We start from the raw sequence: 21,460 nt of genomic DNA on the forward strand, positions 1-21,460 counted from the left end.
TTCTCCCATAGCTCTACTATCAAGGCTTCTTTTGCCTCGTTCGATAGTTGTTTTAGGTCGGGGAGTTTTTCCATTCCTTTATCTAATGTCTATCTTGTCTTCTTGTCAAGGGGGTTGAGCAATTACCTAAAAAGAAGAGGATTGGAGCAATGAATAGTCTGATTTTAATTTCTCCCTACAAGGGTTCAGGCTTTCAACCAATTCTTTATAGTAAAATATTTAGTTTTTAACTATCAATTAAAATCGGGCGGTGGCTAACAACAGCCACCGCCCTCAAGATAGTATTATTGCACTATCTAAATCTGTGCTTAGGCAGGAAGCAAGACTGTATCGATGATGTGGATGACGCCATTATCAGCAGCAACATCGGCTGTGGTAACGGTAGAATCATTGATTTTGACGCCATTGGAAGCATCAATTTTCACTTCTGAACCTTCAACTGTCTTGGCAGATTTCAGCTTGACTACATCAGCAGCCATAACTTTGCCAGCAACGACATGATAAGTCAAGATTTTTTTGAGCTTAGGAATATCCTTAAGCAGTCCTTCTACAGTACCTGCGGGAAGCTTAGCAAAAGCTTCGTCTGTAGGTGCGAAAACTGTGAATGGCCCGGTGCCTTTGAGAGTATCGACTAAACCAGCAGCTTTGACGGCAGCAACCAGAGTTGTAAAAGAGCCTGCCGAAACGGCGGTATCAACGATGTCAGCCAAGTGAGTCACCTAGGTTTTGTATTCTATAAATCAATATAACGCTAAAAAGTTAATTTGGCTACCTAAATTTTCCTTTTCTTTAGTCAGTTATTTTGATATAAAAAACCAATATTTCTTATATCAAAATACCTGTCTAAAGGTAGATAAAGATCTCGATATTTTATTGTATTTTAAGGCAAAGCAACCTGTTCCTAAATATATTGGCAAGCCGATCGCGAATTGTGCGCTCGCCCAGGCGCAGTATGAAATGTAAACGCAGAGCGATCGACATGAATGGCTGAGTTGGCAACACCTTCAAGATCGATCTTTGCCAAAAGCGCACAACAACTTTCTGCGTGCTGAGGGCATTGGTTGTCATAAAAATTGCGTTACACTTATATAGGTATCTTTACAAAACAACATACAAACATGACAGTTGCCTATCCCCGCAAGCTTCGCAACGGCATGGGAGCGCGCGAGATTTTAAGTCAAGTGGTGCGCGATCGCGAAATCCACTTGATTACCCTCAACCGCTACCGCTACAGCGAACAGCGCAGTTGCAAAGACCTCACCGACTTGATCGAGCAGCTAGACGGCGAACCGGCCGAACTGGTGCGGGATCTTTCCCGGCATATCTCGGACGAAGCGCGACACGCCATGTGGCTTACGGACTTGCTTGTAGACATCGGTGAGAAGGTGGGAACGCCGCCAGGAGTTTCCTACATTGACGAATTTGAAAGGTTGCTCGACAGCGACCAAAAAGACCCTACCAAAGACCGCGAAGATTTTGTAATTTCTTCCCTAGCGGCGATTAACGTCACCGAGAAGCGGGGATGCGAGTATTTCTCAGCGCACATCCACGCCCTGAAAAATGCTCCTCAAACCGACGAAAACGTCAAAATCCGCGAAACCATCGAAAAGATTTTTCCCGAAGAAGCTGGTCACGTCCGCTGGGGCAACCGCTGGCTGGGTAAAATTGCTGCGAAGAGTCCGGGACACCGCGAGAAGGTGGAACAGGCGAAACGCAAGTATGGGGCGATCGAACAAGCAGCATTTGCATCGGGAATGGATATCATGCTGGGAGCAGAACTGCGTCGCGTCACCCGTCTGGTGGACATTGCCAACACGATGCCGATGTGGGAACGCCCGCAATATCTGATGGAACGCTTGCCGGCCACCCTGCTCGCCCCCGATTTGCAAATGACCAGAGTCGATGTGGCTCAACGGGCCTGGAACCGAGATCCGCAAGCATTTGTGGAGAAATTTGTGCCGATGTTCCTCAATGGATTAAAACCGATTGAGAAGAAGTCGGCAGCCGCTAAGCCCAAGGCTTAGATACAGGCGAGGGAGAGCCTCAGGATATGGGTTCTCAGGCACAGCCTGGGAACCAGTGATTATTTAAGTCATAGCCAATTCTTTAATCTAAAATCCAAAATCTAAAATCCAATCAGTCGTATTTTGGTAAGTCCTAAATACGAAGTAAACTGTATTGGTAAAGATTATTGGAACACTTTTCCGTTTAAATATTAATCATGACTAACAGCGAGCCAAACCCACAAACAGCTTCGGCAGAAAGCCTATCTAGCGAAAGCGCGATCGCCTCCGAGCAGGTCGAACAAGCCACAGCAGTGAGCTATGCCGAAGAAATTGAAACTGTGATTGCCAGCATGGCCGTAGACCAAAAAGTGATGGTCGGTCAAAATGAAGCTGGCGGACATCTTTGGAAATTCAAGTACGGCAGCGTTGAAGTGTTCGTGCAACTCACGGGCGAAACCGAAAATGATACTTTGACTGTTTGGGCCTTTGTGCTTCAGTTGCCGGCAAAGAATGAAGCTAAATTAATGCGGAAACTGCTAGAAATGAATTGGCTGGCTACTTTAGAATCTCATTTTGCGATCGTTGACAACCAAGTTGCCGTAATATCAACTCGGACGATCGCCGAAATCTCTGCTGGGGAAATGTCACGCGCTATTACTATTGTAGCCACCATCGCCGATGACAACGATGACTTGCTGCAAGCAGAATTTGGTAATTAGGGCTTGCTGAATAAAAGTAGAAAGCTTACCAGACAAGGGGTTTAAGCTTTTTTTGCTTGAATGAGTGCAAGTTATAGGATTATAGAGGCTCAAAACCCTTGCAATGAAAGTTGTTAATTTCTGGCGAAATTTGGGAATGCCAGCAATAAACCTACTATTTTTTAAGCTGTGTAGTCTCGTTTTTCCACTACGTACACTTTTTCAGCAAGCCCTAATTAGTCATTAGTCATTAGTCATTAGTCATTAGCGCGAGCGTCCCCGCTCGCGAACGTTATCAGTCATTAGTCATTAGTCATCACTGCGAGCGTCCCTGCTCGCGAACGTTATTAGTCATTGGTAATTTGAACCAACTGTCAACTGTCAACTGTCAACTGTCAACTAATATGCAGGCCCTGCGATCCAAGAAATCGCGATTCCCAGCCCCAAACCGACGAACACTTGAAAAGGAGTGTGTCCCAGCAACTCTTTCAGGCGAGCCTCATTAAAGTTGTGGTCTTCCTCAAAAAACTCGTCGATAATTTGGTTGAGGATTTGAGCTTGTTTGCCTGCTGCTTGGCGGACTCCAGCAGCGTCGTACATGACAATAATTGCAAAGATGGCTGCGATCGCAAATTCTGGACTTTCCCATCCCATCGTTTGTCCGACTCCCGCAGCCAAAGCGCCCACAAAAGATGAGTGAGAGCTGGGCATTCCGCCCGTTGTTACCAAATACCGCAGATTAAACTTGCGATTTTTGATTAATTCGATCGGCAATTTAATGACTTGAGCCGACAGACAAGCGATCAAAGCAACTATCAGTACATGATTGTTTAAGATGCCGCTGCAAATTTCCTGCATATTCTTTAGTATTTCTAGTTACTGCGGCTGGTTATAAAATCGGCGATTCCCAATAAAGGCTGGGCTTTACTTCCAAACACTACCAATTGAGCCTTAGCATCAGCAACCAGCTCTTTGGCTTGGCGCCGAGACTCCTCAATTCCCCACAAACTCGGATAAGTCACCTTTCCGGCTTGAACATCTTTGCCTGCGGTTTTGCCCAATTCTTCTTGAGTAGCAGTAATATCCAGAATGTCATCAATTATCTGGAAAGCCAGCCCAATATTTTTAGCAAAACGCGAAAGCCGCTGCAAATCCGCAGCAGAAGCCCCAGCCAGAATTCCCCCACAAACCACGCAGGCTTCTAACAGCGCGCCGGTTTTGTGAGCGTGAATGTAGGTCAAAGTTTCTATAGAAACATCTTTCAATCCTTCCGATTCCAGGTCAAGTACCTGACCGCCTACGAGTCCAGCAGCGCCAGATGCCCGCGCTAAATGGGCGATCGTCTGCAACACCTGTAGGGGGGGTACGTTCTCAGTTTTAGTTGCGATCAATTCAAAGGCATAGCTCAACAAACCATCGCCAGCCAAAATTGCGATGTCTTCGCCGTAGACTTTGTGGTTAGTCAGTTTGCCGCGCCGGTAGTCGTCATTGTCCATTGCCGGCAAATCATCGTGGATCAGCGACATGGTGTGGATCATTTCCAAAGCGCAAGCTGTTGGCATTGCCATGTGGGAAGTGCCACCGGCGATTTCGCACCCTGCCAGACACAGGATCGGACGAAGCCGTTTGCCCCCTGCTAGCAGTGAGTAGCGCATGGCTTCGTAAATTTTCTCTGGGTAGATGACCTGGATCGCACTGTCGAGAGCTACCTCGATCGCCTTTTTTTGCTCAACCAGGTAAGTAGATAAATCGAAAGCGGATTCCGGTTGAGAGGAATCCATTTCTGTTGCTGCAAATACCATCCCTTGCTCTCTTGTACTGAATGTGACTTGGGATACTTTGAGTTGTTTTGGTCGATCGCGCCGACTTTTAGGGGGCGATCGCTCGAAATCTGAGACTCAATTTAATCATTTTACGGGTGTTGTTGCACAGAAATTTATTAGTGTCGATGTCAAGGATTTAGTTTTGCTTGAGGGTGGGGATATGAAGTTGTTGACACCGGAACAGATTCGGGCCCGAATCTGCTTTTCTGAGCTCTCAGGAGATGTGCGATCGCCTCCCTCTGCTTCACCAACGTATTTTGTTAAATTTTATTTAGTCGATCGCTACCGTGGATATGAACTAGCCTACAGTACAATCAAAAACAAACCACATATGGGACGTGGCTAGGGCAGCGAGAAGGCTCGCCAACCGCAACAGATCAGCCGTTCGTCAGCAAAAAATAGCAAGAATACTCAGTAGAAGCTTACGGTAGATCATGCAACCCTTTAAACTGCCAGAATTTTATATGCCTTGGCCGGCGCGGCTGAATCCAAACCTGGAAGCCGCGCGAGTTCATTCCAAAGCATGGGCCTACGAGATGGGGATACTTGGCTCAAAAGAAGAAGCCCAAGGCCAGCCTATTTGGGACGAACGCAAATTCGATGCCCATGACTACGCATTGCTTTGCTCCTATACCCATCCAGACGCACCAGCAACGGAACTAGACTTAGTAACCGACTGGTATGTGTGGGTATTCTTTTTTGACGACCACTTTCTGGAAATCTACAAGCGTAGCCAAGACATGGTTGGGGCGAAGGAATATCTCGATCGACTGCCAGCATTTATGCCGATCTACCCCACCGACACCCTTGCCGTTCCCACCAACCCAGTAGAACGCGGCTTGGCAAATCTATGGTCTCGCACCGCCTTTACTAAGTCTGTGGAATGGCGGCAACGATTCTTTGAGAGTACCAAAAACCTCTTGGATGAGTCGATGTGGGAACTTGACAATATCAACCAAAATCGAATTGCCAACCCCATCGAATACATTGAGATGCGGCGTAAAGTTGGCGGCGCACCCTGGTCTGCGGATCTGGTGGAACACGCCGCGTTTGTAGAAGTTCCGGCTAAAATTGCCGCAACTAGGCCAATGCGGGTTTTAAAAGATACATTTGCCGATGGCGTACATCTACGCAATGACTTATTTTCCTATCAAAGAGAAGTGGAAGATGAGGGCGAAAACTCGAATTGTGTATTAGTCTTAGAACGCTTCCTCAATGTGAGTACCCAAGAGGCGGCTAACCTCACCAATGAACTGCTGAACTCACGGTTATATCAGTTTGACAATACTGCTGTCACCGAGTTACCTTCCCTGTTTGAGGAGTACGGAGTAGATCCTGTAGGGCGTGCCAACGTTCTCCTTTACATCAAAGGACTTCAGGATTGGCAGTCAGGCGGTCACGAGTGGCATATGCGATCGAGCCGCTATATGAACAAACAGGAAGCGGATAATTCTGCGACACCTACGATTCTGGGCGGGCCTACTGGGCTAGGCACATCGGCGGCGCGGCTTGAGTCGTTATACGCCAACTTGGGTTTAGGAAGGTTCAAGAGCTTTACTCACGTTCCCTACCAGGCTGTAGGGCCAGTGAAATTGCCCAATTTTTATATGCCCTTCTCTACTACTTTGAATCCCAATCTGGATGCCGCGCGGAATCATTCTAAGGAATGGGCGCGCCGGATGGGGATGCTGGACTCACTACCGGGCGTTCCTGATGCTTTCATCTGGAATGACCACAAGTTTGATGTTGCTGATGTAGCCCTATGCGGTGCGTGGATACATCCGAATGGGTCTGAGCATGAGCTAAATTTAACAGCTTGCTGGCTGGTTTGGGGAACCTATGCCGATGATTACTTCCCAGCACTCTACGGGAATAACCGCGACCTGGCTGGGGCTAAAGTGTTCAACGCCCGACTGTCGGCGTTTATGCCTCTCGACGACTCCACCCCCCCTGCCGTGCCGACTAATCCAGTAGAAAGGGGTTTGGCAGATATTTGGTCTCGAACTGCTGGCCCAATGTCTTCCACCGCCCGGACTGAGTTCCGCCGCGCGATTCAAGATATGACTGACAGTTGGGTGTGGGAACTGGCTAATCAAACTCAAAATCGGATTCCAGACCCGATCGATTATATTGAAATGCGCCGTAAGACGTTTGGTTCGGATTTGACAATGAGCTTGTCTCGACTAGCCCAGGGCGGCGAGATACCAATGGAGATTTATTACAGCCGGCCAATGCGATCGCTGGAAAATTCCGCGGCCGACTTTGCCTGTTTCACTAACGATATCTTCTCCTACCAGAAAGAAATCGAATTTGAAGGGGAAATCCATAACATCGTACTGGTTGTGCAGAATTTCCTCAACTGCGATATAGTCCAGGCTGTCGAGATTGTGAACAATCTGATGACCGCGCGGGCGCAACAGTTTCAACACATTGTCGCCACCGAACTGCCAGCCATTTTTGAGGATTTCAACCTGGATGAAAGCACTCGCGAGAAACTGCTTGCATATGTCAAAAAACTGGAACAATGGATGTGTGGCGTACTCAAGTGGCATATGAAAGTAGACCGCTATAAGGAATTTGAATTGCGTAATAGTGCTTCCCCAGTAGTGCGACTGCTCAACGGGCCCACAGGGTTTGGCACTTCGGCAGCACATATCAGATCGTTGGTCGGTGCAAGCAGTTTTTTGGCCAATAATCGGTAAATTTGAATCGAATTGTATCTTTTTGTCAAAGATACGATTTGATTGTCTCTTTTTACAAGATAATCTGTCTTGCTAACTTAGGTTTTTTTTGATCGCCATTCGGTCAAGTAAAACCAAGTTGTTTTTTGAGTAACTAGAAAGTGAAGAATTAAGTTATGACCTATTCCAATGATTCGGGTTCAGATGTTGAGAATCAACAACCTCAGTTGAGTTTAAGTACAGCAGCAGCCCGTAATTTGGCGACGACAACCAAATCTGCACCGCAGATGCAGGAAATTACCTCACGGTGGTTGTTGAAACTGTTGCCGTGGGTGCAAACAAAGGGTGGCGTATATCGAGTTAACCGTCGTTTAAGTTATACCGTAGGTGATGGAAGAGTCTCTTTCACCAACACTGGCGCGACCGTACAAGTAATTCCCCAAGAACTTACTGAGTTGCCATTGCTGAGAGGGTTTGAGGACACAGAAGTTTTAACTGCGTTGGCGAACCAGTTTGTGCAGGAAGAGTACGCCGCCGGAGACACGATCGTTGAAATAGGTCAAGCAGCCGATCGAGTATTATTGATCGCCCGTGGTAAAGTTAACAAGATTGGTCTTGGCAAGTATGACGAGCAGGTTGTTTTAGATGTACTCGCTGATGGCGATCGTTTCGGTGATGAGTCTTTAGTAGAGTCTCAAGACACCTGGCAGTATACCCTCAAAGCTCTTACCAGATGTATCGTATTAGCATTACCTCAACAGGCGTTTGAGCAACTCCTTAACCAGTCCGAAGCTTTACAAACTCAGGTCGATCAGTTCCGCGCCCTCCTCAGCCAGCCACAAACTACTGAAGGTGAAGCTGCTATTAATGTATCTGCGGGACATCGCGGCGAGACTGAGTTGCCTGGTACTTTCGTTGACTACGATCTCTCACCCCGCCAATATGATTTGAGCATTGCCCAAACCATTTTGCGGATCGGTACCAGGGTAGCCGATCTGTACAATGAACCAATGAATCAGACCGAGCAACAATTGCGTCTGACTGTTGAGGCATTACGGGAACGTCAAGAACACGAAATGATCAACAACCCCGAATTTGGGTTGCTGCACAACGCTGACCTCAAACAACGCATCTACAGCAGTAGTGGCGCACCTACGCCGGACGACATGGACGAATTGCTGGCTACGGTATGGAAAGACCCTGGCTTCTTCCTGGCTCATCCCCGCACGATCGCTGCCTTTGCTCGCGAGTGTAACCGCATAGGGATCTATCCACAAACCATTGACATGGGCGGCCACCAAGTACCGGCTTGGCGTGGTGTACCGATCTTTCCCTGCAACAAGATCCCCATCACAAATACCCGCACCAGTTCTATCCTCTTACTCCGCACTGGTCTTGAAAAACAAGGCGTTATCGGTTTACATCAAACTGGTATCCCTGACGAATATCAACCTAGCTTGTCTGTACGCTTCATGGGCATCAGCGAAAAGGCAATCATGTCTTACCTGATCACAGCTTACTACTCCGCAGCCGTCCTAGTACCTGACGCCCTCGGCATCCTCGAAGATGTCGAAATCGGTCGTTAATTAGACCTCGACCATATTTATTGTGGAACAGGCCGGAAAGCCTGTTCAAAACTTGCTTTTCTGGAGAGGTCTATTGGTGCTGAAGAGTACACATCTAAAACTTGCTCAAAATGTGGACATATTCACGCCAAATTAGGTGGGTCTAAAAAGTTTAAATGCCCAGAATGCGGACACACTCTGGACAGAGACTTAAATGGCGCTTTCAATATTTTGTTGAAAGCTTTGAGAGATACCTCCTTGACAGGAGAGCTTGCTGCTTTCTCTGTCTTGCCATACACGGCTAATCCTGGCTTAGTCCTGGATTTACCGGGTTAAATGTATCTGAGAGGTTAAGGTAAATGATTTTTGTCGATCGGTAATTACGCTCTATTTTAAGCGTTAAATCCAGTAATTATTGACAAAAGCCCGATCGTCTTAACCTCTCAACTATTTTATGTTGGATCGGAATGATTTAACCGCAGAGAACGCAGAGAACACAGAGAAAGAGAAGAGAGAGAAATCACCTGATGGTGCAACCGAAATTGATATAACTAGAGGATGAGATGACATATTCTAATGATTCGGGTTCAGATGTTGAAAATCAACAACCTCAACTGAGTTTAGGTACAGCCGCAGCCCGTAATTTGGCGACGACAACCAAATCTGCACCACAGATGCAGGAAATTACCTCGCGGTGGTTGTTGAAGATGTTGCCATGGGTGCAGATCAAAGGTGGTACTTATCGGGTGAACCGTCGGTTGACCTATACCCTAGGTGATGGGAGAATTACTTTCACCAATACAGGCGCGACTGTCCGGGTAATTCCCCAAGAACTTTGTGAATTGCCCTTGCTGCGAGGGTTTGATGATGTTGAAGTGTTGACGGCTTTGGCCAGTCGATTTGTGCAACAGGAGTTTGCACCTGATGACATCATCGTACAGTCAGGTCAACCAGTCGATCGGCTTTTCCTGATCGCTCATGGTAAAGTTAATAAGTTTGGTATTGCCAAATATGAAGAAGAACCTTTATTGGGCGCGTTAGCCGATGGCGATCGTTTTGGCGATGAGGCTTTAGTCGCGTCTCAAAACAGTTGGAAGTTTACCGTTAAGGCTATCACCCGATGCACTGTATTAGCCTTACCACAACAAGCGTTTAGGGAAGTGCTTAACCAGTCGGCGGCTTTGCAGGCTCATATCGATCGAGCCGTAACTCGCGCACAATTACCACAGAATAAGCAGGGTGAAGCCGCCATTGCTTTATCTTTAGGACATACTGGAGAAACTCAATTACCAGGGACTTTCGTTGACTACGAACTTTCTCCCCGGGAATATGAGTTAAGTATTGCCCAAACTGTGTTAAAGATCAATACTCGCGTCGCTGATTTGTATAATGAACCGATGAATCAGATGGAACAACAATTGCGGCTGACTGTTGAGGCATTGCGGGAACGTCAAGAATATGAGTTGATCAATAACCGTGAATTTGGTTTACTGCACAATGCTGACCTTAAACAGCGTCTTCACCCCCGCACTGGTGCGCCTACTCCTGATGACTTAGATGAATTGCTTACTCGCCGCAGAAAGTCGAAGTTTTTGTTAGCCCATCCTCGCACTATTGCAGCCTTCGGTCGGCAGTGTAACCGCCTCGGCATCTATCCAGAAAACATCGACATGGACGGAAGTAAAGTTATTGCGTGGCGCGGTGTACCTCTTCTTCCTTGTAATAAGATACCCATCACCAAAAACCAAACCAGTTCTATTCTTGTGATGCGTACTGGTGAAGAAGATGGGGGCGTTATCGGTTTACAGCCAGCGGGGATACCTGACGAATACCAACCAGGCCTATCTGTTAGATTTATGGGTATTAGTGAAAAGGCGATTATGTCTTACCTTGTTACTGCATATTACTCCGCAGCCGTGCTAGTACCTGACGCACTTGGTATCCTTGAAGATGTTGAAATTGGGCGCTAGGAGGGATTCAGATTGGGATTAATCTATCGGCGATCGAGGTCGATCGCGCCGACTTTTCGGGGCGCGATCGATCGGTACGCCTCTAATCGCTAATATTGAAGACTTGACAAGTCTCTGGCTGTCTGCAAAAACCGCTGCACCGCTTGGGTGGGAGCGTTGCGCCAAATTAGGGCGATCGCCACGATGCAGGTTGATTCTGGCAAAGATTTGTAAACAACCCCACTGCGCTGGAAGTTTTGCATTGATGCGGGGACGATCGCCACCCCCATCTCGGCGGCTACCAAGCTGATAATTGTCTGCATTTGAATCGCTTCTTGACCGGCGATCGGGCTAAAACCGGCTTGCTGACACAGACTGACGATCGGATCGTACAATCCTGGAGCTAGGGAACGGGGAAATAGTATGAAAGGTTCGGCAGAAAGTTCGTGCAATTCTACAACAGCGCGATCGGCTAAATAATGCGTTTCTGGCAGCGCCACGATCAAAGGTTCTCGAAAAACGATTTCGGAATTTATGCCATCTTCCTCGATCGGAGGGCGCACGAAGCCGATATCAATGCGCCCTTCCCGCAGTCGCTGCAATTGTTCGTTAGTTGTAAGTTCGTGCAGTTCGAGCTTGACGGCGGGACACCGAGTGCGAAACGCCTGCAAGATGGCTGGAACTACATTGTGCGCGGCGGAGCTCACAAAGCCTACAGTGAGTTGGCCGAGTTCGCCCCGACTTGTCTGCTGCGCGAGTTGAATTGCTCGATCGACTTGCTGCAGAATTTTTTGCGACTCCTCAAAAAAAACCTGTCCCGCATCCGTGAGCACAACCGTCCGTTTGGTGCGGTGAAACAGTTGAAAGCCTAACTGGGCTTCTAACTGCTGGATTTGTTGACTTAGCGGAGGTTGGGCCATATGCAGGCGATCGGCTGCACGAGTGAAATTCAACTCTTCTGCAACCGCAATGAAATAACGCAAATGTCGCAGTTCCATAACTTCCAATGATTAATATTTTAAAAGTATAAGTTACTCCTTCAATAGATATTGGACATTTATCGTGCGGTTTAATACAGTGATTAATAGGCGAAATCGAGAATTAAAAAATGGCTGACTTAGATATCAAAATTAGAGAAGCAGAGTTTGCAGATTTAGGATTAATTCTGACTTTTCTTGCACAAAAATCAGAATTCGATGGAGTCCCGCATCTTTTAGAAGCAACAGCCGACAAATTGAAGCAAACACTATTTTGCGATTCTCCCGTCGTGCGGGTTTTGTTCGCGGAAGTTGCCGAAAAAGCCGCAGGATTTGCCATGTTTTATGTTTCCTATTCAAGTTTGTTAGCGCAGCCGTGCCTTTGGCTTGATGATTTATTTGTGCAAGCTCCTATGCGCGGTATGGGAGTGGGGACAGCGCTGTTAAAGTATTTGGCACAAATTGCACAGGCCACAAATTGCGGGCGTATGGAATGGACTGTTAATACTGGGAATGCACCGGGAATTTCTTTTTATGAAAGGCAGGGAGCGCGGATTTTGGAGAATATTAGGGTTTGCCGTATTGATGAGGATGGAATTGGTCTGCTTGCTGGCAAATAATTTAATAACGAACCGCGAAGACGCGAAGAACGCGAAGAGATGAGAAAAGAAGAGAAAAGAAGAGAAGAGATGTTACAATATTTTTGGAATTCTGCCCTTTATGAGAAAAATCATGCTTTTGTTTGGCGGTGAATCTCTTGTGGACTTACTCGATCCGCAGGATGGTGAAAAAATTCTGGATTTGGGCTGCGGTACGGGAGAGTTAACTGAAAACATTGCTCAAACAAGTGGTGCTTGTGTGCGAGGTATTGATTCATGTTGTTCGATGATTTCCACGGCACAAGTTAAGTATCCTGACATTAACTTCTCTGTCGCAGATGCGAGGAGTTTTCAAGTAGAAAAGCCGTTAGATGCTGTGTTTTCTCATCAGGTTTTGCACTGGATTAAAGAGCCGGATGCTGTGATTAATTGTGTGGAACAAGCGCTGAAGCCGGGAGGGCGTTTTGTGGCTGAGTTTAACTGGGAGGGGCACGTGGGGGCGATCGTTGGCCCACATTTGAGTGTTGTTTTGTCAGAAATTAGCGGCCAGGAGCCTGAAGCGCATAATCCTTGGTATTGTCCGAGTATTGACGAGTATGCTGGGCTTCTGCAACAGCACGGATTTGATGTGCGTGAGGCGGTTTTGGTCGAACCCCCGACTCCCCCCCTACAAGGTGGCAGGTGGGGTCTGGGAAGTTTGATTCAGGGGTTGGCTGGCGAGTTTTGGTGGGAGTTGTCTGAGGATGTGCGATCGCACGTAATTCGTACAGTTGAAGAACATTTGCGATCGACACAGTATCGCGATGGTAATTGGATGGCAGATTATCGCCGACTGCGCTTTGTTGCTGTCAAGAATTCCTCGCGGTAAATCATACTCTCAATTGTATTTTTGGGCGGACCACAAGGCCCACCCACCAGAATTAAATCAAACTTAATTGTAAAATTTTGTTGGGTTTTTCCCGGTTTATTCTACTTACTTGATGCTGTAACTCCAAACGGTATTTGCTAACAGCATAGCGACAGTCATCGGCCCGATTCCTCCCGGCACCGGCGTGATAAATCCGGCTACTGTTTTAACAGCATCAAAGTCCACATCTCCAGCCAAACGGCTAGTACCGTCTGGATTGACGACGCGGTTAATACCAACATCAATTACTACTGCTCCCGGTTTAACCATATTAGCTGCAATCATTTCGGTGCGGCCGACGGCAGCAATTAAAATATCGGCTTTGCTGGTAATTGATTCTAGGTTTTGCGATCGCGAATGAGCTACAGTAACAGTGCAATCGGCTTCTAACAGCATCAGCGCCATCGGTTTACCCACCAAAATACTGCGTCCCAAAACAACAGCATTTTTTCCTTTCAAATCAATCTGGTATTCTTGCAACAGTCGCATCACTCCTGCGGGAGTACAACTGCGTAAACCTTGCTCGCCCCGCACCAAGCGGCCTAAATTTACAGGATGAAGTCCGTCAGCATCTTTGTCGGGGGCAATTTGGTACAGCAGCGAAATTGCATCTAGGTTTTCTGGTAGCGGAAGTTGTACTAAAATGCCGTCTACTCGATCGTCCTCGTTGAGCGCATGAATTGCAAGTTCGAGTTCCGCTTGAGTCGCGTTTGCTGGATAATGCTGGCCAAAGGAAGCTATGCCAACTTTAGCGCAGGCTCGCTCTTTGTTGCGGACGTAAGCCGCGCTGGCTGGGTTGTCTCCCACCATTAGCACCGCAAGTCCCGGAGGACGCCCAATCTGGGGCTGTAGGGCGCGGACTCGATCGCTCAGCTCGCTTTGAATCTTTGTTGCTAAAGCTTTGCCATCTAGTATTTGAGCAGTTTTGGCATCCATTGTAGACTAAGGGTTAGGGGCTGACGAGTTTAAATTTTAGCTTAACTGCCGTCAAGGACTACACTAGAGAAATTTCTAACTTGCGATCGATTCTAAGGATTCTGTTAGAGTAAGTCGTATCACAATCTCAAATCTCTAATCATTTGACAAATGACTACTATAATTCAGCAAGTTTGGATTCAAAGATACTCCATAGGTTCTTTATTGCTAATACTGACTAGCGGTTTGCTCAGTTGTGGCAATGTGCCCATGTCTCAACTCCATCTCGGTTTGAATGTTGCTAGCATTGGCGACATTCAACAAAAGCGGCAAGTTGATGGTGAAGTTTATCTCCGAGGAAAGGTGGAAAATCGCGCTCCGTTTGTGGGGAATGCGGCTTATCAAATTCAAGACGGTACTGGTAAGATTTGGATTTTAACTAAGCAAGCTTTGCCTAAGCTTGGCGATGAAGTGTTGCTCAAGGGAGAAGTCCGCTTTAAGAGTATCACCGTGAAGGAATTGGCAGGCAAGGATTTAGGTGAAGTTTATATTGAGGAAATGGAACAATTAAATCGCACTCCAGCGGCTGATAAAGCAAAATAACTACACGCTAATTTTTTTTCAATAATTAAGTACCTGTATTTGATGACAATCCAAGGTTTGTAGTTGCGCTTGGGCGCTTTGGCTTTGGTTATTTGTGCTGAAACGCGATCGAGTTTATGAGCTTTTTCCTTTATTTTACAGTTTAGGATGAAACAAAGTTTCGACCGGGGCGAGTTTAGAAGCTTCTTCGTTTTTATTATTATAGATTTGGGTGAACCTCTCTCTAGTCAAACTTCTTCCCTTGACTAATGAGTGATGCTGTGCGCGAGTTCTTAAGCTCGCAAAACATGACTTCTTCCCTCTTCCCTCTTCCCTCTTCCCTCTTCCCTCTTCCTTCTTCCTTCTTCCTTATGACTCAAATTCACGTGGCGATCGCCATTTTACACAAAAACGGCAAATTTCTCTGCCAGTTGCGGGACGATGTTCCTCATATCAGGTATCCCGGACATTGGGCTTTGTTTGGCGGACACTTGGAACCGGGAGAAACTGCCCAAGTGGCTCTGCTGCGGGAATTAGTAGAGGAAATTGGCTATGCTCCTGCAACTGTTTCTTTTTTCTGTCGCGATGTCGAAGGAGATATTGTGCGCCACGTATTTCACTCACAACTTACTGCGGATGTCAACGATTTAGTTTTGCAAGAGGGTTGGGATATGCAGTTGTTGACAGTGGACGATATTCGGGCTGGTAAATGCTATTCTGAAAAGTCTGGAGATGTGCGACCTTTCGGCATTCCTCACCAGCGGATTTTATTGAATTTTATTGAGTCGATTTGAGACTCTACTTATAAGTTGTCCCTGATTTTTGAAATTCTTGTGGGGTGGGCTTCTAGCCCGCCCCAAAGGTAAAAACTAAATGCACAATAGCTTAGTCGTAAGGGGCGCAGTACGCACCCTAGATTTCAGGTTTTTTAACAGCTAAGAACGAGCCGCAATCATTCCCGTCTGCCGTGCGTAGGCAAATAGCCCTCCGGCATCAATTACCGGCCCGACATCTCCTAAAGGCTTGAGGGAGTAAGTCAGGTTTTGAGTGTGGTTGATAATTCGATCGCCCTCAAAGTCGATCGTCACTTCTTGCCCTGTTACAAATGAGTCGCAAAGTCGATCGACCGATTCGATCGGATACAATTCGCCAGTCGCCGAGCAATTGCGAAAGAAAATCCGCGCGTAAGACAAGGCTACCACCGCTGTGACGCCCGCAGCCCCCAGAGCGATCGGAGCGTGCTCCCGCGAAGAACCGCAACCAAAATTTTCGCCCGCAATGATAATCGGATACCGGGTTTTGGTTTCGCCGGCTTCCATAAACTTGCCGTAGCGATCGGGCAACCCAATCATCGCATAACTGCCTAGTTTCTCATACTCGTCCGGCTTCGACGGCACCAAGGTCAGGTATTCGGCTGGGATAATTTGATCTGTGTCGATGTTGTCATCTACAACAAAAATTTGACCGCTAATTACTTTACCCATAGTTTATTTCCTGTTGTCTCGCTCAATTCTGTGGCGATCGTGTTAAGTGGGATCGGTATGCAAGATTTGCATCTGTTAATTTTAACCTGGTACTGTCAGTGATAACGTGTATACATAAAAATTCGATCCGAGACTTTGGATTAAAAATTAACAGATTGCGAAGCGTCAATATAGTGTTATGGCGAATCAAATAGATGACATTGCTCGGCAAGCTCGCGAGGGCTCCGTTGCATCGATTATTCAAATCCTTAACGACCAACTGGCACACGTAGGTGTCAGAGCTAGAGCCGTGTTTGCTTCTGGGATACTGCAACTGCTGTGCGAAGCTGCAACACCCCAACTGCTCGAACAGTCTAGTTTGGTCGATCGCATCCGAGAAATTTTGGAGAATCTCTCGCCCCGCAATATTCGCCGAGTCAACATCAACAGCCGGCTGGTGCGAGAACACCAACTGCTGTGGCTCGAAGAAATTAGCCGCGATCCAGAAAATCAATTGCTGTGGTCTCAAGAAATTAAACTCAGAAAGCCGAACTTGTTCAAGCGTTTGGCCGCCGCCCATCACGAACGCCAAGCTGAAGAGCGGGCTTTGCCGAGAATCGCTGCTCCTCGATCGATGCAGCAACCGCGGCAATTTAAGCGCGGTATCGTCGGCGGCGTCAGCTTGAGCGTGTTGTTGCTGGTTGCGGTGGCCGCCATCTACAAAGGACTCAATTCCCCAGTGCCAAACAGCACAGCCGCCACCACCCAAGCAGTTGCCAGTCCCAGTTCCTCAGAAGCAACACCTGCTGTCAAAACTTCTAAGGAAAATCCTAATTCTGCTGTTGACCCTTTTTCCCAAGCAGTGCGGGTGGCAGAGCAAGCAGCCACCCAGGGCAAAACCGCTCAATCTCGCGAAAATTGGTTAGTAGTGGCTGCTAAGTGGCAGCAAGCTTCGGATTTGATGGCCGCCGTATCCCCAAATCATCCCCGCTATGCAACGGCTGTTAACCGGACGGTACTTTATCGCCAAAATAGCGATCGAGCCCAACAGGAAGCACAAAATAAGTAAGCAGGGAAGTCCCATAAATTTAACAATAGAACTAGCTCAGCGCTTCTAGAACTTGCGATCGATGAGTAGTCGAGCAAAAACTTCGTAACTCTCAGATCGATCCTGAGGGAGGATTTTTTAATTTTTCATTTTTGCGATCGGCGTCACTCGATCGCATGATTTATATCACAATAAAATTTTATCAGGATCACAAACTTAAATAAGAAACATCAGAGAGTTAGGAGAGAGGTGTCACGAAGCGGTCTCAAGAAAAGCTTCATAACTCAGAACAGTCAAAATTAGTGGAAATGGAATTTATCCTCATCTGCTCAAGGGTGCTAAAGTTCATCCCGCACAGATCCAAGGGCTAGAAACTGTAACTAGATTGTTAGACAAAGCTGCCCATATGCGCCCGATCGTGGGTAGCTTTTGTCTTCTGTTAGGTTTTCCATACTTGCTGCGGTGTCTGATATTGGTCACAATAAGACAGTGCAAGCAAGAAATATATGCCGTGCTCCAAATAAAGGAATGCCATGCTACTCGGATTTAAAACCGAATTAAAACTCAATGCCCGACAGCGAATACTGCTAGCCAAACATTGCGGGGTAGCGCGTCACGCTTGGAATTGGGGACTGTGGTTGACTAAAAACATTCTCGACCACAATCAAGCAAACCCCAAGGAAAAACTCAAATTTCCCACAGCTATTGACCTGCACAAACTGTTAGTAGCTATGGTTAAATCAGAGAATGCTTGGTATTACGAGTGCAGCAAATCTACACCGCAGAGCGCATTAATAGCATTGCGAGAAGCATGGAAGCGGTGTTTTAAAAAGACTGCTGGGGTACCGAAGTTTAAGAGAAAAGGACGGCGAGATTCTTTCACGTTGGAAGGGACAGTTAAAATAAGCGGGAGTAACAAAATCCAAGTTCCTGTAATTGGCGTCCTCAAGACTTATGAAAGGCTACCACAAGTATCAACCAAGTCTTGCGCGATATCCCGTATTGCCGACAGGTGGTTTATCAGTTTCAGATTTGATGTAGAACAGGAAGAGTCATGCCAAACAGATATTGTAGGAGTTGACCTCGGTATTAAAGCATTGGCTACTCTATCGACAGGTGAAGTAGTTATCGGTGCTAAATCCTACAAAAAATATGCAGCAAAACTCTCAAGGATGCAATGGTTGAGTCGTCATAAAGTCATCGGTTCGAGCAATGGTCAAAAAGCACAAGTCAAGATAGCTAGACTGCATAGAAAGATAGCTAACATCCGTAAAGATACGTTGCACAAACTAACGACATTACTTGCCAAAAACCACGGTGTAATAGTTATAGAGGATTTGAATGTATCCGGGATGATGGCTAATCATAAACTAGCTGCATCGGTTGCTGATATGGGTTTCTTTGAGTTCCGCCGCCAGTTAACCTAGAGCGTGCAAGTTGTACGGTTCAAAGTTGGTAATAGTTGACCGTTGGTTCCCAAGCTCAAAAACCTGTTCTAATTGTGGAACCAAAAAAGACACACTTTTTCTTTCGGAACGGGTGTTTGAGTGCAGCCATTGCGGCAAAGTCATTGACCGTGACTTGAACGCAGCAATTAATTTGTCAAAAACCGTCAGTTAGGCGGAGTTAGCCTGCGGACTGGACCAGTGCCGACACTACCAGGATGAAACAGGAAGTAAGCTTTAAAGTCCAGCTTTGTATAAAGTTGGGTAGCTTTGGGTAAGTCTTATGTAGCGGTAGAAAACAGCAAAATAGAACTCGGTCGGATCTGAGTAAGTCTTTTACAGATTTAGTTACCCGCCGACGGGCTGCGCCAACGCAGAAAGCAGGCTCATAACAGTCCAACCGACTGTTATATATAGGTTCTATATATGCAGCACGAATCTGCTTAAACATCATTAAAAAAAAGAAAGACTTCGTTGCCATGATCGATTACCAGGGAAATCAAGACTTTACTCCGATCGACCAATCGCCTTCAGAGTCTCGCACTTTGCATCTACCACAAATGGCAGAACCAGTATCAGTCCAAAAATTTCTGGATCGTCTTATGCAGTACCAGGTCGATCCTGCCCTTGTCGGGCGGCAAATTTACCAAATTCTCGCGACCAAAATCGATCGAGAAATCCTGCTGCTACAAATAGCAAAAACTTTGGGGGTTGCTTGTGGGGTAGATTTCTGTTTGGTTGCTGCTGTAGCTGACCAGAAAGTAGTAATTCCGAATGCTTGCTGGCTTCAGAAGAGCGATCTGCCAAACGCTGCGGATGCAAGTAAGATACCCGAAGACTCCCAAAGCACAAAATTAGAATCGCCTAGCATATCGCTCGAACATCCTGTTTTCGCAAACCTGCTAGCAGACGGCGAGATAGTAGGGATCTCCGACTATCTTGATACTCCTTTGACAGCTTCATCGCCCAATTCCCCTGTGACACCGCTGCCTTGTCGGGCAATTTTGGCAGCGCCTGCGCGATTTGGAGGGGCTGTAAATGGGACGATCGTTCTTGGTAAGTTGCAACCTCACGAGTGGTCAGCAACGGATCGCCAGCGCTTAGAAGCAGCATCAGAGGCGATCGGTATCGCGATTGCTCACCTTCAAAAAACTCAAGAAATTGCCAGTTTAAACGAACAGTTACAGCAACAAGCTAAATACAAAAATCTACTCAGGTCAGTTGCTATTGCGATCGACACCTGTTCAGAAGTCGATCGAATTTTGCAGCAAGTTATTGAAAATACCGTCAATACCTTGCAAGTAGATAGAGGTCAAATACTGCTGTTCAAAGATACAGACTCCCCCGCAACAAAAGCCTCCGTCAATCAAACTCCCAAAGCCAAAATAGTATTAATTGGTGAATCTGCACCGACCAAAAATGAAAGTAAACCAGCAATAGAACCAAAAGATTCTGGGAAACAAAGCTCGAAAGCCAAATCCAAAACCCAGGCAAAAAGTGCTAATTCCAAATCCAAAAGTTCTAACTCCAAACAAAATAACTCTCCCACTTTTTGGCTGTCGGAATCTAATTTGTGCGATCGAGCATTCCAGAGCGCACCCCAACCTCTCGCCCTTGCTGACGCCAGCGAATTAATCGACAAGGAACAAGAGGGAGCCGCAGAAATCTTGAAACTCCAAGGTATTCGGGGGTTGCTGGTAATTCCCATCATGCACGCAAGCAGACAGGAAATTGTCTTAGGGTTCTTGGTTTTGCAGCACTCCGAGCCGCGCCCTTGGAACCCTGAAGAATTAGAAATTCTGGAATCAGTCTGCGCTCAAGCGAGCAGGGCGATTATTCAAACTCAGATATTCAAGGAAGTGCAAACCCAAGTCCAAAAAAGAGATGCTGAGTTGGAAGAAAGTATCAACGTGCAGGAGAAACTGCACGAACAATCTGCCAATCAACTAGAGCAACTACGCAAATTGAAGCTGATTAAAGACGAGTTTATCGACAATGTTAGTCACGAGTTGCGTACCCCTTTAACAATCATGAATCTGGCAATTCTGATGCTCAAACAGGCCGAACAGCCATCAGCAAGTCGGGCTAATTATCTCGACATTCTAGAGCAGCATTGTGCTAAGGAAGCCGCCCTGGTTCAGGATTTGCTAACCTTCAAGCAATTTGAGCGTCAGCCACTTCCTCTTTATCCAGTCAACATCGATCTCAACCTTTTAATTAAAGATTTAGTTGTGGATTTTGAGAAAAAGTGGGCGGATAAGGGATTGACTCTGAAGGTGGATGTGCCGAAGTTTACCCCTTCCTTGGAAAGCGACCCGGACAGTCTTAAGCGGGTGCTACTGGAACTGCTGACGAATGCTGGAAAATACTCGGCTTCTGAAACAACGGTAGTTTTTCAGGCGTCTGAGGTAGCCGGCGATATTGTCCTAAGTGTGTCTAATTTCGGGCGTGGCATTCCTGATGCTGATTTGCCCCACATCTTTGAAAAATTCCGTCGCGGTACTGGCATTACCAACAAAGCGATCGCCGGTACGGGTTTGGGTCTAGCCCTGGTAAAGTCTTTAGTGCAGCACTTGAATGGTACTATTGATGTGTCTAGTTGTCCGGCAGAAAGTTCTGAATCTGACGAGTTGTGCCGCACATCTTTTACTGTGACTTTGCCAAAAATTCCAGCGGAACTATTGAATCTATAATAGTTGGGTTGAGAAGCAGTCCTGAATTGCCAGCAGGTTTGTAGTGCGGACTTCAGTCCGCATAATGCTACAAACAGGTTTGTAGTGCGGACTTCAGTCCGCATAATGC

20 protein-coding genes and 1 pseudogene are annotated in these 21,460 nt (G+C 46.7%); 15 read left to right on the plus strand and 6 right to left on the minus strand.

All coding sequences use genetic code 11. The features are described 5' to 3' along the window. Positions 1-308: 308 nt before the first annotated feature. Positions 309-710 (minus strand): fasciclin domain-containing protein, encoded by a 402-nt coding sequence (locus QZW82_RS04465; protein ID WP_293145682.1) that lies wholly within the window; start codon positions 708-710, stop codon positions 309-311. A 408-nt stretch (positions 711-1,118) separates the two neighbouring features. Here QZW82_RS04465 and QZW82_RS04470 point away from each other — a divergent pair, with 408 nt between their 5' ends. Together QZW82_RS04470 and QZW82_RS04475 are read left to right on the plus strand one after the other, a co-directional pair. Then, complete coding sequence (locus QZW82_RS04470; protein WP_293145203.1) at positions 1,119-2,024, plus strand: ferritin-like domain-containing protein; 906 nt, start codon at positions 1,119-1,121, stop codon at positions 2,022-2,024. Positions 2,025-2,221: 197 nt separating this feature from the next. Then, positions 2,222-2,725 carry a YbjN domain-containing protein gene (locus tag QZW82_RS04475; protein ID WP_293145206.1) on the plus strand — a complete coding sequence of 168 codons (504 nt, stop codon included), beginning with the start codon at positions 2,222-2,224 and terminating at the stop codon, positions 2,723-2,725. Between the two features lie 378 nt (positions 2,726-3,103). On the opposite strand, the gene QZW82_RS04480 is transcribed toward QZW82_RS04475, so the two are convergent. Both QZW82_RS04480 and crtE read right to left on the minus strand, forming a co-directional pair. Further along, a complete protein-coding gene (locus tag QZW82_RS04480; protein ID WP_293145209.1) occupies positions 3,104-3,562 on the minus strand; it encodes a divergent PAP2 family protein in 459 nt (152 codons plus the stop codon). 14 nt (positions 3,563-3,576) lie between these two features. Continuing rightward, on the minus strand, positions 3,577-4,506 hold the full coding sequence (crtE, locus tag QZW82_RS04485) for a geranylgeranyl diphosphate synthase CrtE (protein ID WP_293145212.1): 930 nt from the start codon (positions 4,504-4,506) through the stop codon (positions 3,577-3,579). 22 nt (positions 4,507-4,528) lie between these two features. Between crtE and QZW82_RS04490 the strand changes: the two genes are divergently transcribed. The 5 genes and pseudogenes from QZW82_RS04490 (at position 4,529) to QZW82_RS04510 (ending at position 10,743) form a co-directional block, all read left to right on the plus strand. Beyond that, on the plus strand, positions 4,529-4,873 hold the full coding sequence (locus tag QZW82_RS04490) for a hypothetical protein (RefSeq protein WP_293145215.1): 345 nt from the start codon (positions 4,529-4,531) through the stop codon (positions 4,871-4,873). Between the two features lie 88 nt (positions 4,874-4,961). Next, positions 4,962-7,229, plus strand: coding sequence for a family 2 encapsulin nanocompartment cargo protein terpene cyclase (locus QZW82_RS04495; RefSeq protein WP_293145218.1), 2,268 nt, complete (start codon positions 4,962-4,964; stop codon positions 7,227-7,229). A 155-nt stretch (positions 7,230-7,384) separates the two neighbouring features. Next, the gene (locus QZW82_RS04500) at positions 7,385-8,794 is read left to right on the plus strand and encodes a family 2B encapsulin nanocompartment shell protein (protein WP_293145221.1); all 1,410 of its coding nucleotides are present in this window, start codon (positions 7,385-7,387) and stop codon (positions 8,792-8,794) included. 81 nt (positions 8,795-8,875) lie between these two features. Beyond that, positions 8,876-9,109: pseudogene (locus QZW82_RS04505) on the plus strand (transposase); the annotation flags it as partial. Between the two features lie 227 nt (positions 9,110-9,336). Further along, on the plus strand, positions 9,337-10,743 hold the full coding sequence (locus tag QZW82_RS04510; RefSeq protein WP_293145224.1) for a family 2B encapsulin nanocompartment shell protein: 1,407 nt from the start codon (positions 9,337-9,339) through the stop codon (positions 10,741-10,743). A gap of 89 nt (positions 10,744-10,832) precedes the next feature. On the opposite strand, the gene QZW82_RS04515 is transcribed toward QZW82_RS04510, so the two are convergent. After that, positions 10,833-11,720 carry a LysR family transcriptional regulator gene (locus QZW82_RS04515; protein ID WP_293145227.1) on the minus strand — a complete coding sequence of 296 codons (888 nt, stop codon included), beginning with the start codon at positions 11,718-11,720 and terminating at the stop codon, positions 10,833-10,835. Between the two features lie 110 nt (positions 11,721-11,830). Here QZW82_RS04515 and QZW82_RS04520 point away from each other — a divergent pair, with 110 nt between their 5' ends. Beyond that, positions 11,831-12,319, plus strand: coding sequence for a GNAT family N-acetyltransferase (locus QZW82_RS04520; protein ID WP_293145229.1), 489 nt, complete (start codon positions 11,831-11,833; stop codon positions 12,317-12,319). A gap of 100 nt (positions 12,320-12,419) precedes the next feature. Next, entirely contained in the window at positions 12,420-13,166 is a 747-nt protein-coding gene (locus QZW82_RS04525; RefSeq protein WP_293145232.1) for a methyltransferase domain-containing protein, read from the plus strand. Positions 13,167-13,271: 105 nt separating this feature from the next. On the opposite strand, the gene folD is transcribed toward QZW82_RS04525, so the two are convergent. Continuing rightward, positions 13,272-14,141 (minus strand): bifunctional methylenetetrahydrofolate dehydrogenase/methenyltetrahydrofolate cyclohydrolase FolD, encoded by an 870-nt coding sequence (folD, locus tag QZW82_RS04530; protein ID WP_293145235.1) that lies wholly within the window; start codon positions 14,139-14,141, stop codon positions 13,272-13,274. Positions 14,142-14,291: 150 nt separating this feature from the next. On the opposite strand from folD, the gene QZW82_RS04535 reads away from it, so the two are divergent. Beyond that, positions 14,292-14,723, plus strand: coding sequence for a DNA-binding protein (locus QZW82_RS04535; protein ID WP_293145238.1), 432 nt, complete (start codon positions 14,292-14,294; stop codon positions 14,721-14,723). Positions 14,724-15,073: 350 nt separating this feature from the next. After that, on the plus strand, positions 15,074-15,496 hold the full coding sequence (locus tag QZW82_RS04540; protein WP_293145241.1) for an NUDIX hydrolase: 423 nt from the start codon (positions 15,074-15,076) through the stop codon (positions 15,494-15,496). A 141-nt stretch (positions 15,497-15,637) separates the two neighbouring features. On the opposite strand, the gene QZW82_RS04545 is transcribed toward QZW82_RS04540, so the two are convergent. Beyond that, positions 15,638-16,186 carry a 3-isopropylmalate dehydratase gene (locus QZW82_RS04545; protein WP_293145244.1) on the minus strand — a complete coding sequence of 183 codons (549 nt, stop codon included), beginning with the start codon at positions 16,184-16,186 and terminating at the stop codon, positions 15,638-15,640. A gap of 178 nt (positions 16,187-16,364) precedes the next feature. On the opposite strand from QZW82_RS04545, the gene QZW82_RS04550 reads away from it, so the two are divergent. From QZW82_RS04550 to QZW82_RS04565, 4 genes are all read left to right on the plus strand, one after another. Next, positions 16,365-17,234, plus strand: a complete 870-nt coding sequence (locus QZW82_RS04550; protein WP_293145247.1) for a hypothetical protein — start codon at positions 16,365-16,367, stop codon at positions 17,232-17,234. Positions 17,235-17,746: 512 nt separating this feature from the next. Next, a complete protein-coding gene (locus QZW82_RS04555) occupies positions 17,747-18,640 on the plus strand; it encodes an RNA-guided endonuclease TnpB family protein (RefSeq protein WP_293145250.1) in 894 nt (297 codons plus the stop codon). 25 nt (positions 18,641-18,665) lie between these two features. Next, the gene (locus QZW82_RS04560; protein ID WP_293145253.1) at positions 18,666-18,833 is read left to right on the plus strand and encodes a zinc ribbon domain-containing protein; all 168 of its coding nucleotides are present in this window, start codon (positions 18,666-18,668) and stop codon (positions 18,831-18,833) included. 304 nt (positions 18,834-19,137) lie between these two features. Continuing rightward, positions 19,138-21,351: a GAF domain-containing protein gene (locus QZW82_RS04565; RefSeq protein ID WP_293145256.1), complete on the plus strand. Its 2,214-nt coding sequence runs from the start codon at positions 19,138-19,140 to the stop codon at positions 21,349-21,351. The last annotated feature ends 109 nt before the right edge of the window (positions 21,352-21,460 follow it).

Source organism: Microcoleus sp. bin48.metabat.b7b8b9.023 (assembly GCF_013299185.1).
GTDB lineage: Bacteria > Cyanobacteriota > Cyanobacteriia > Cyanobacteriales > Microcoleaceae > Microcoleus.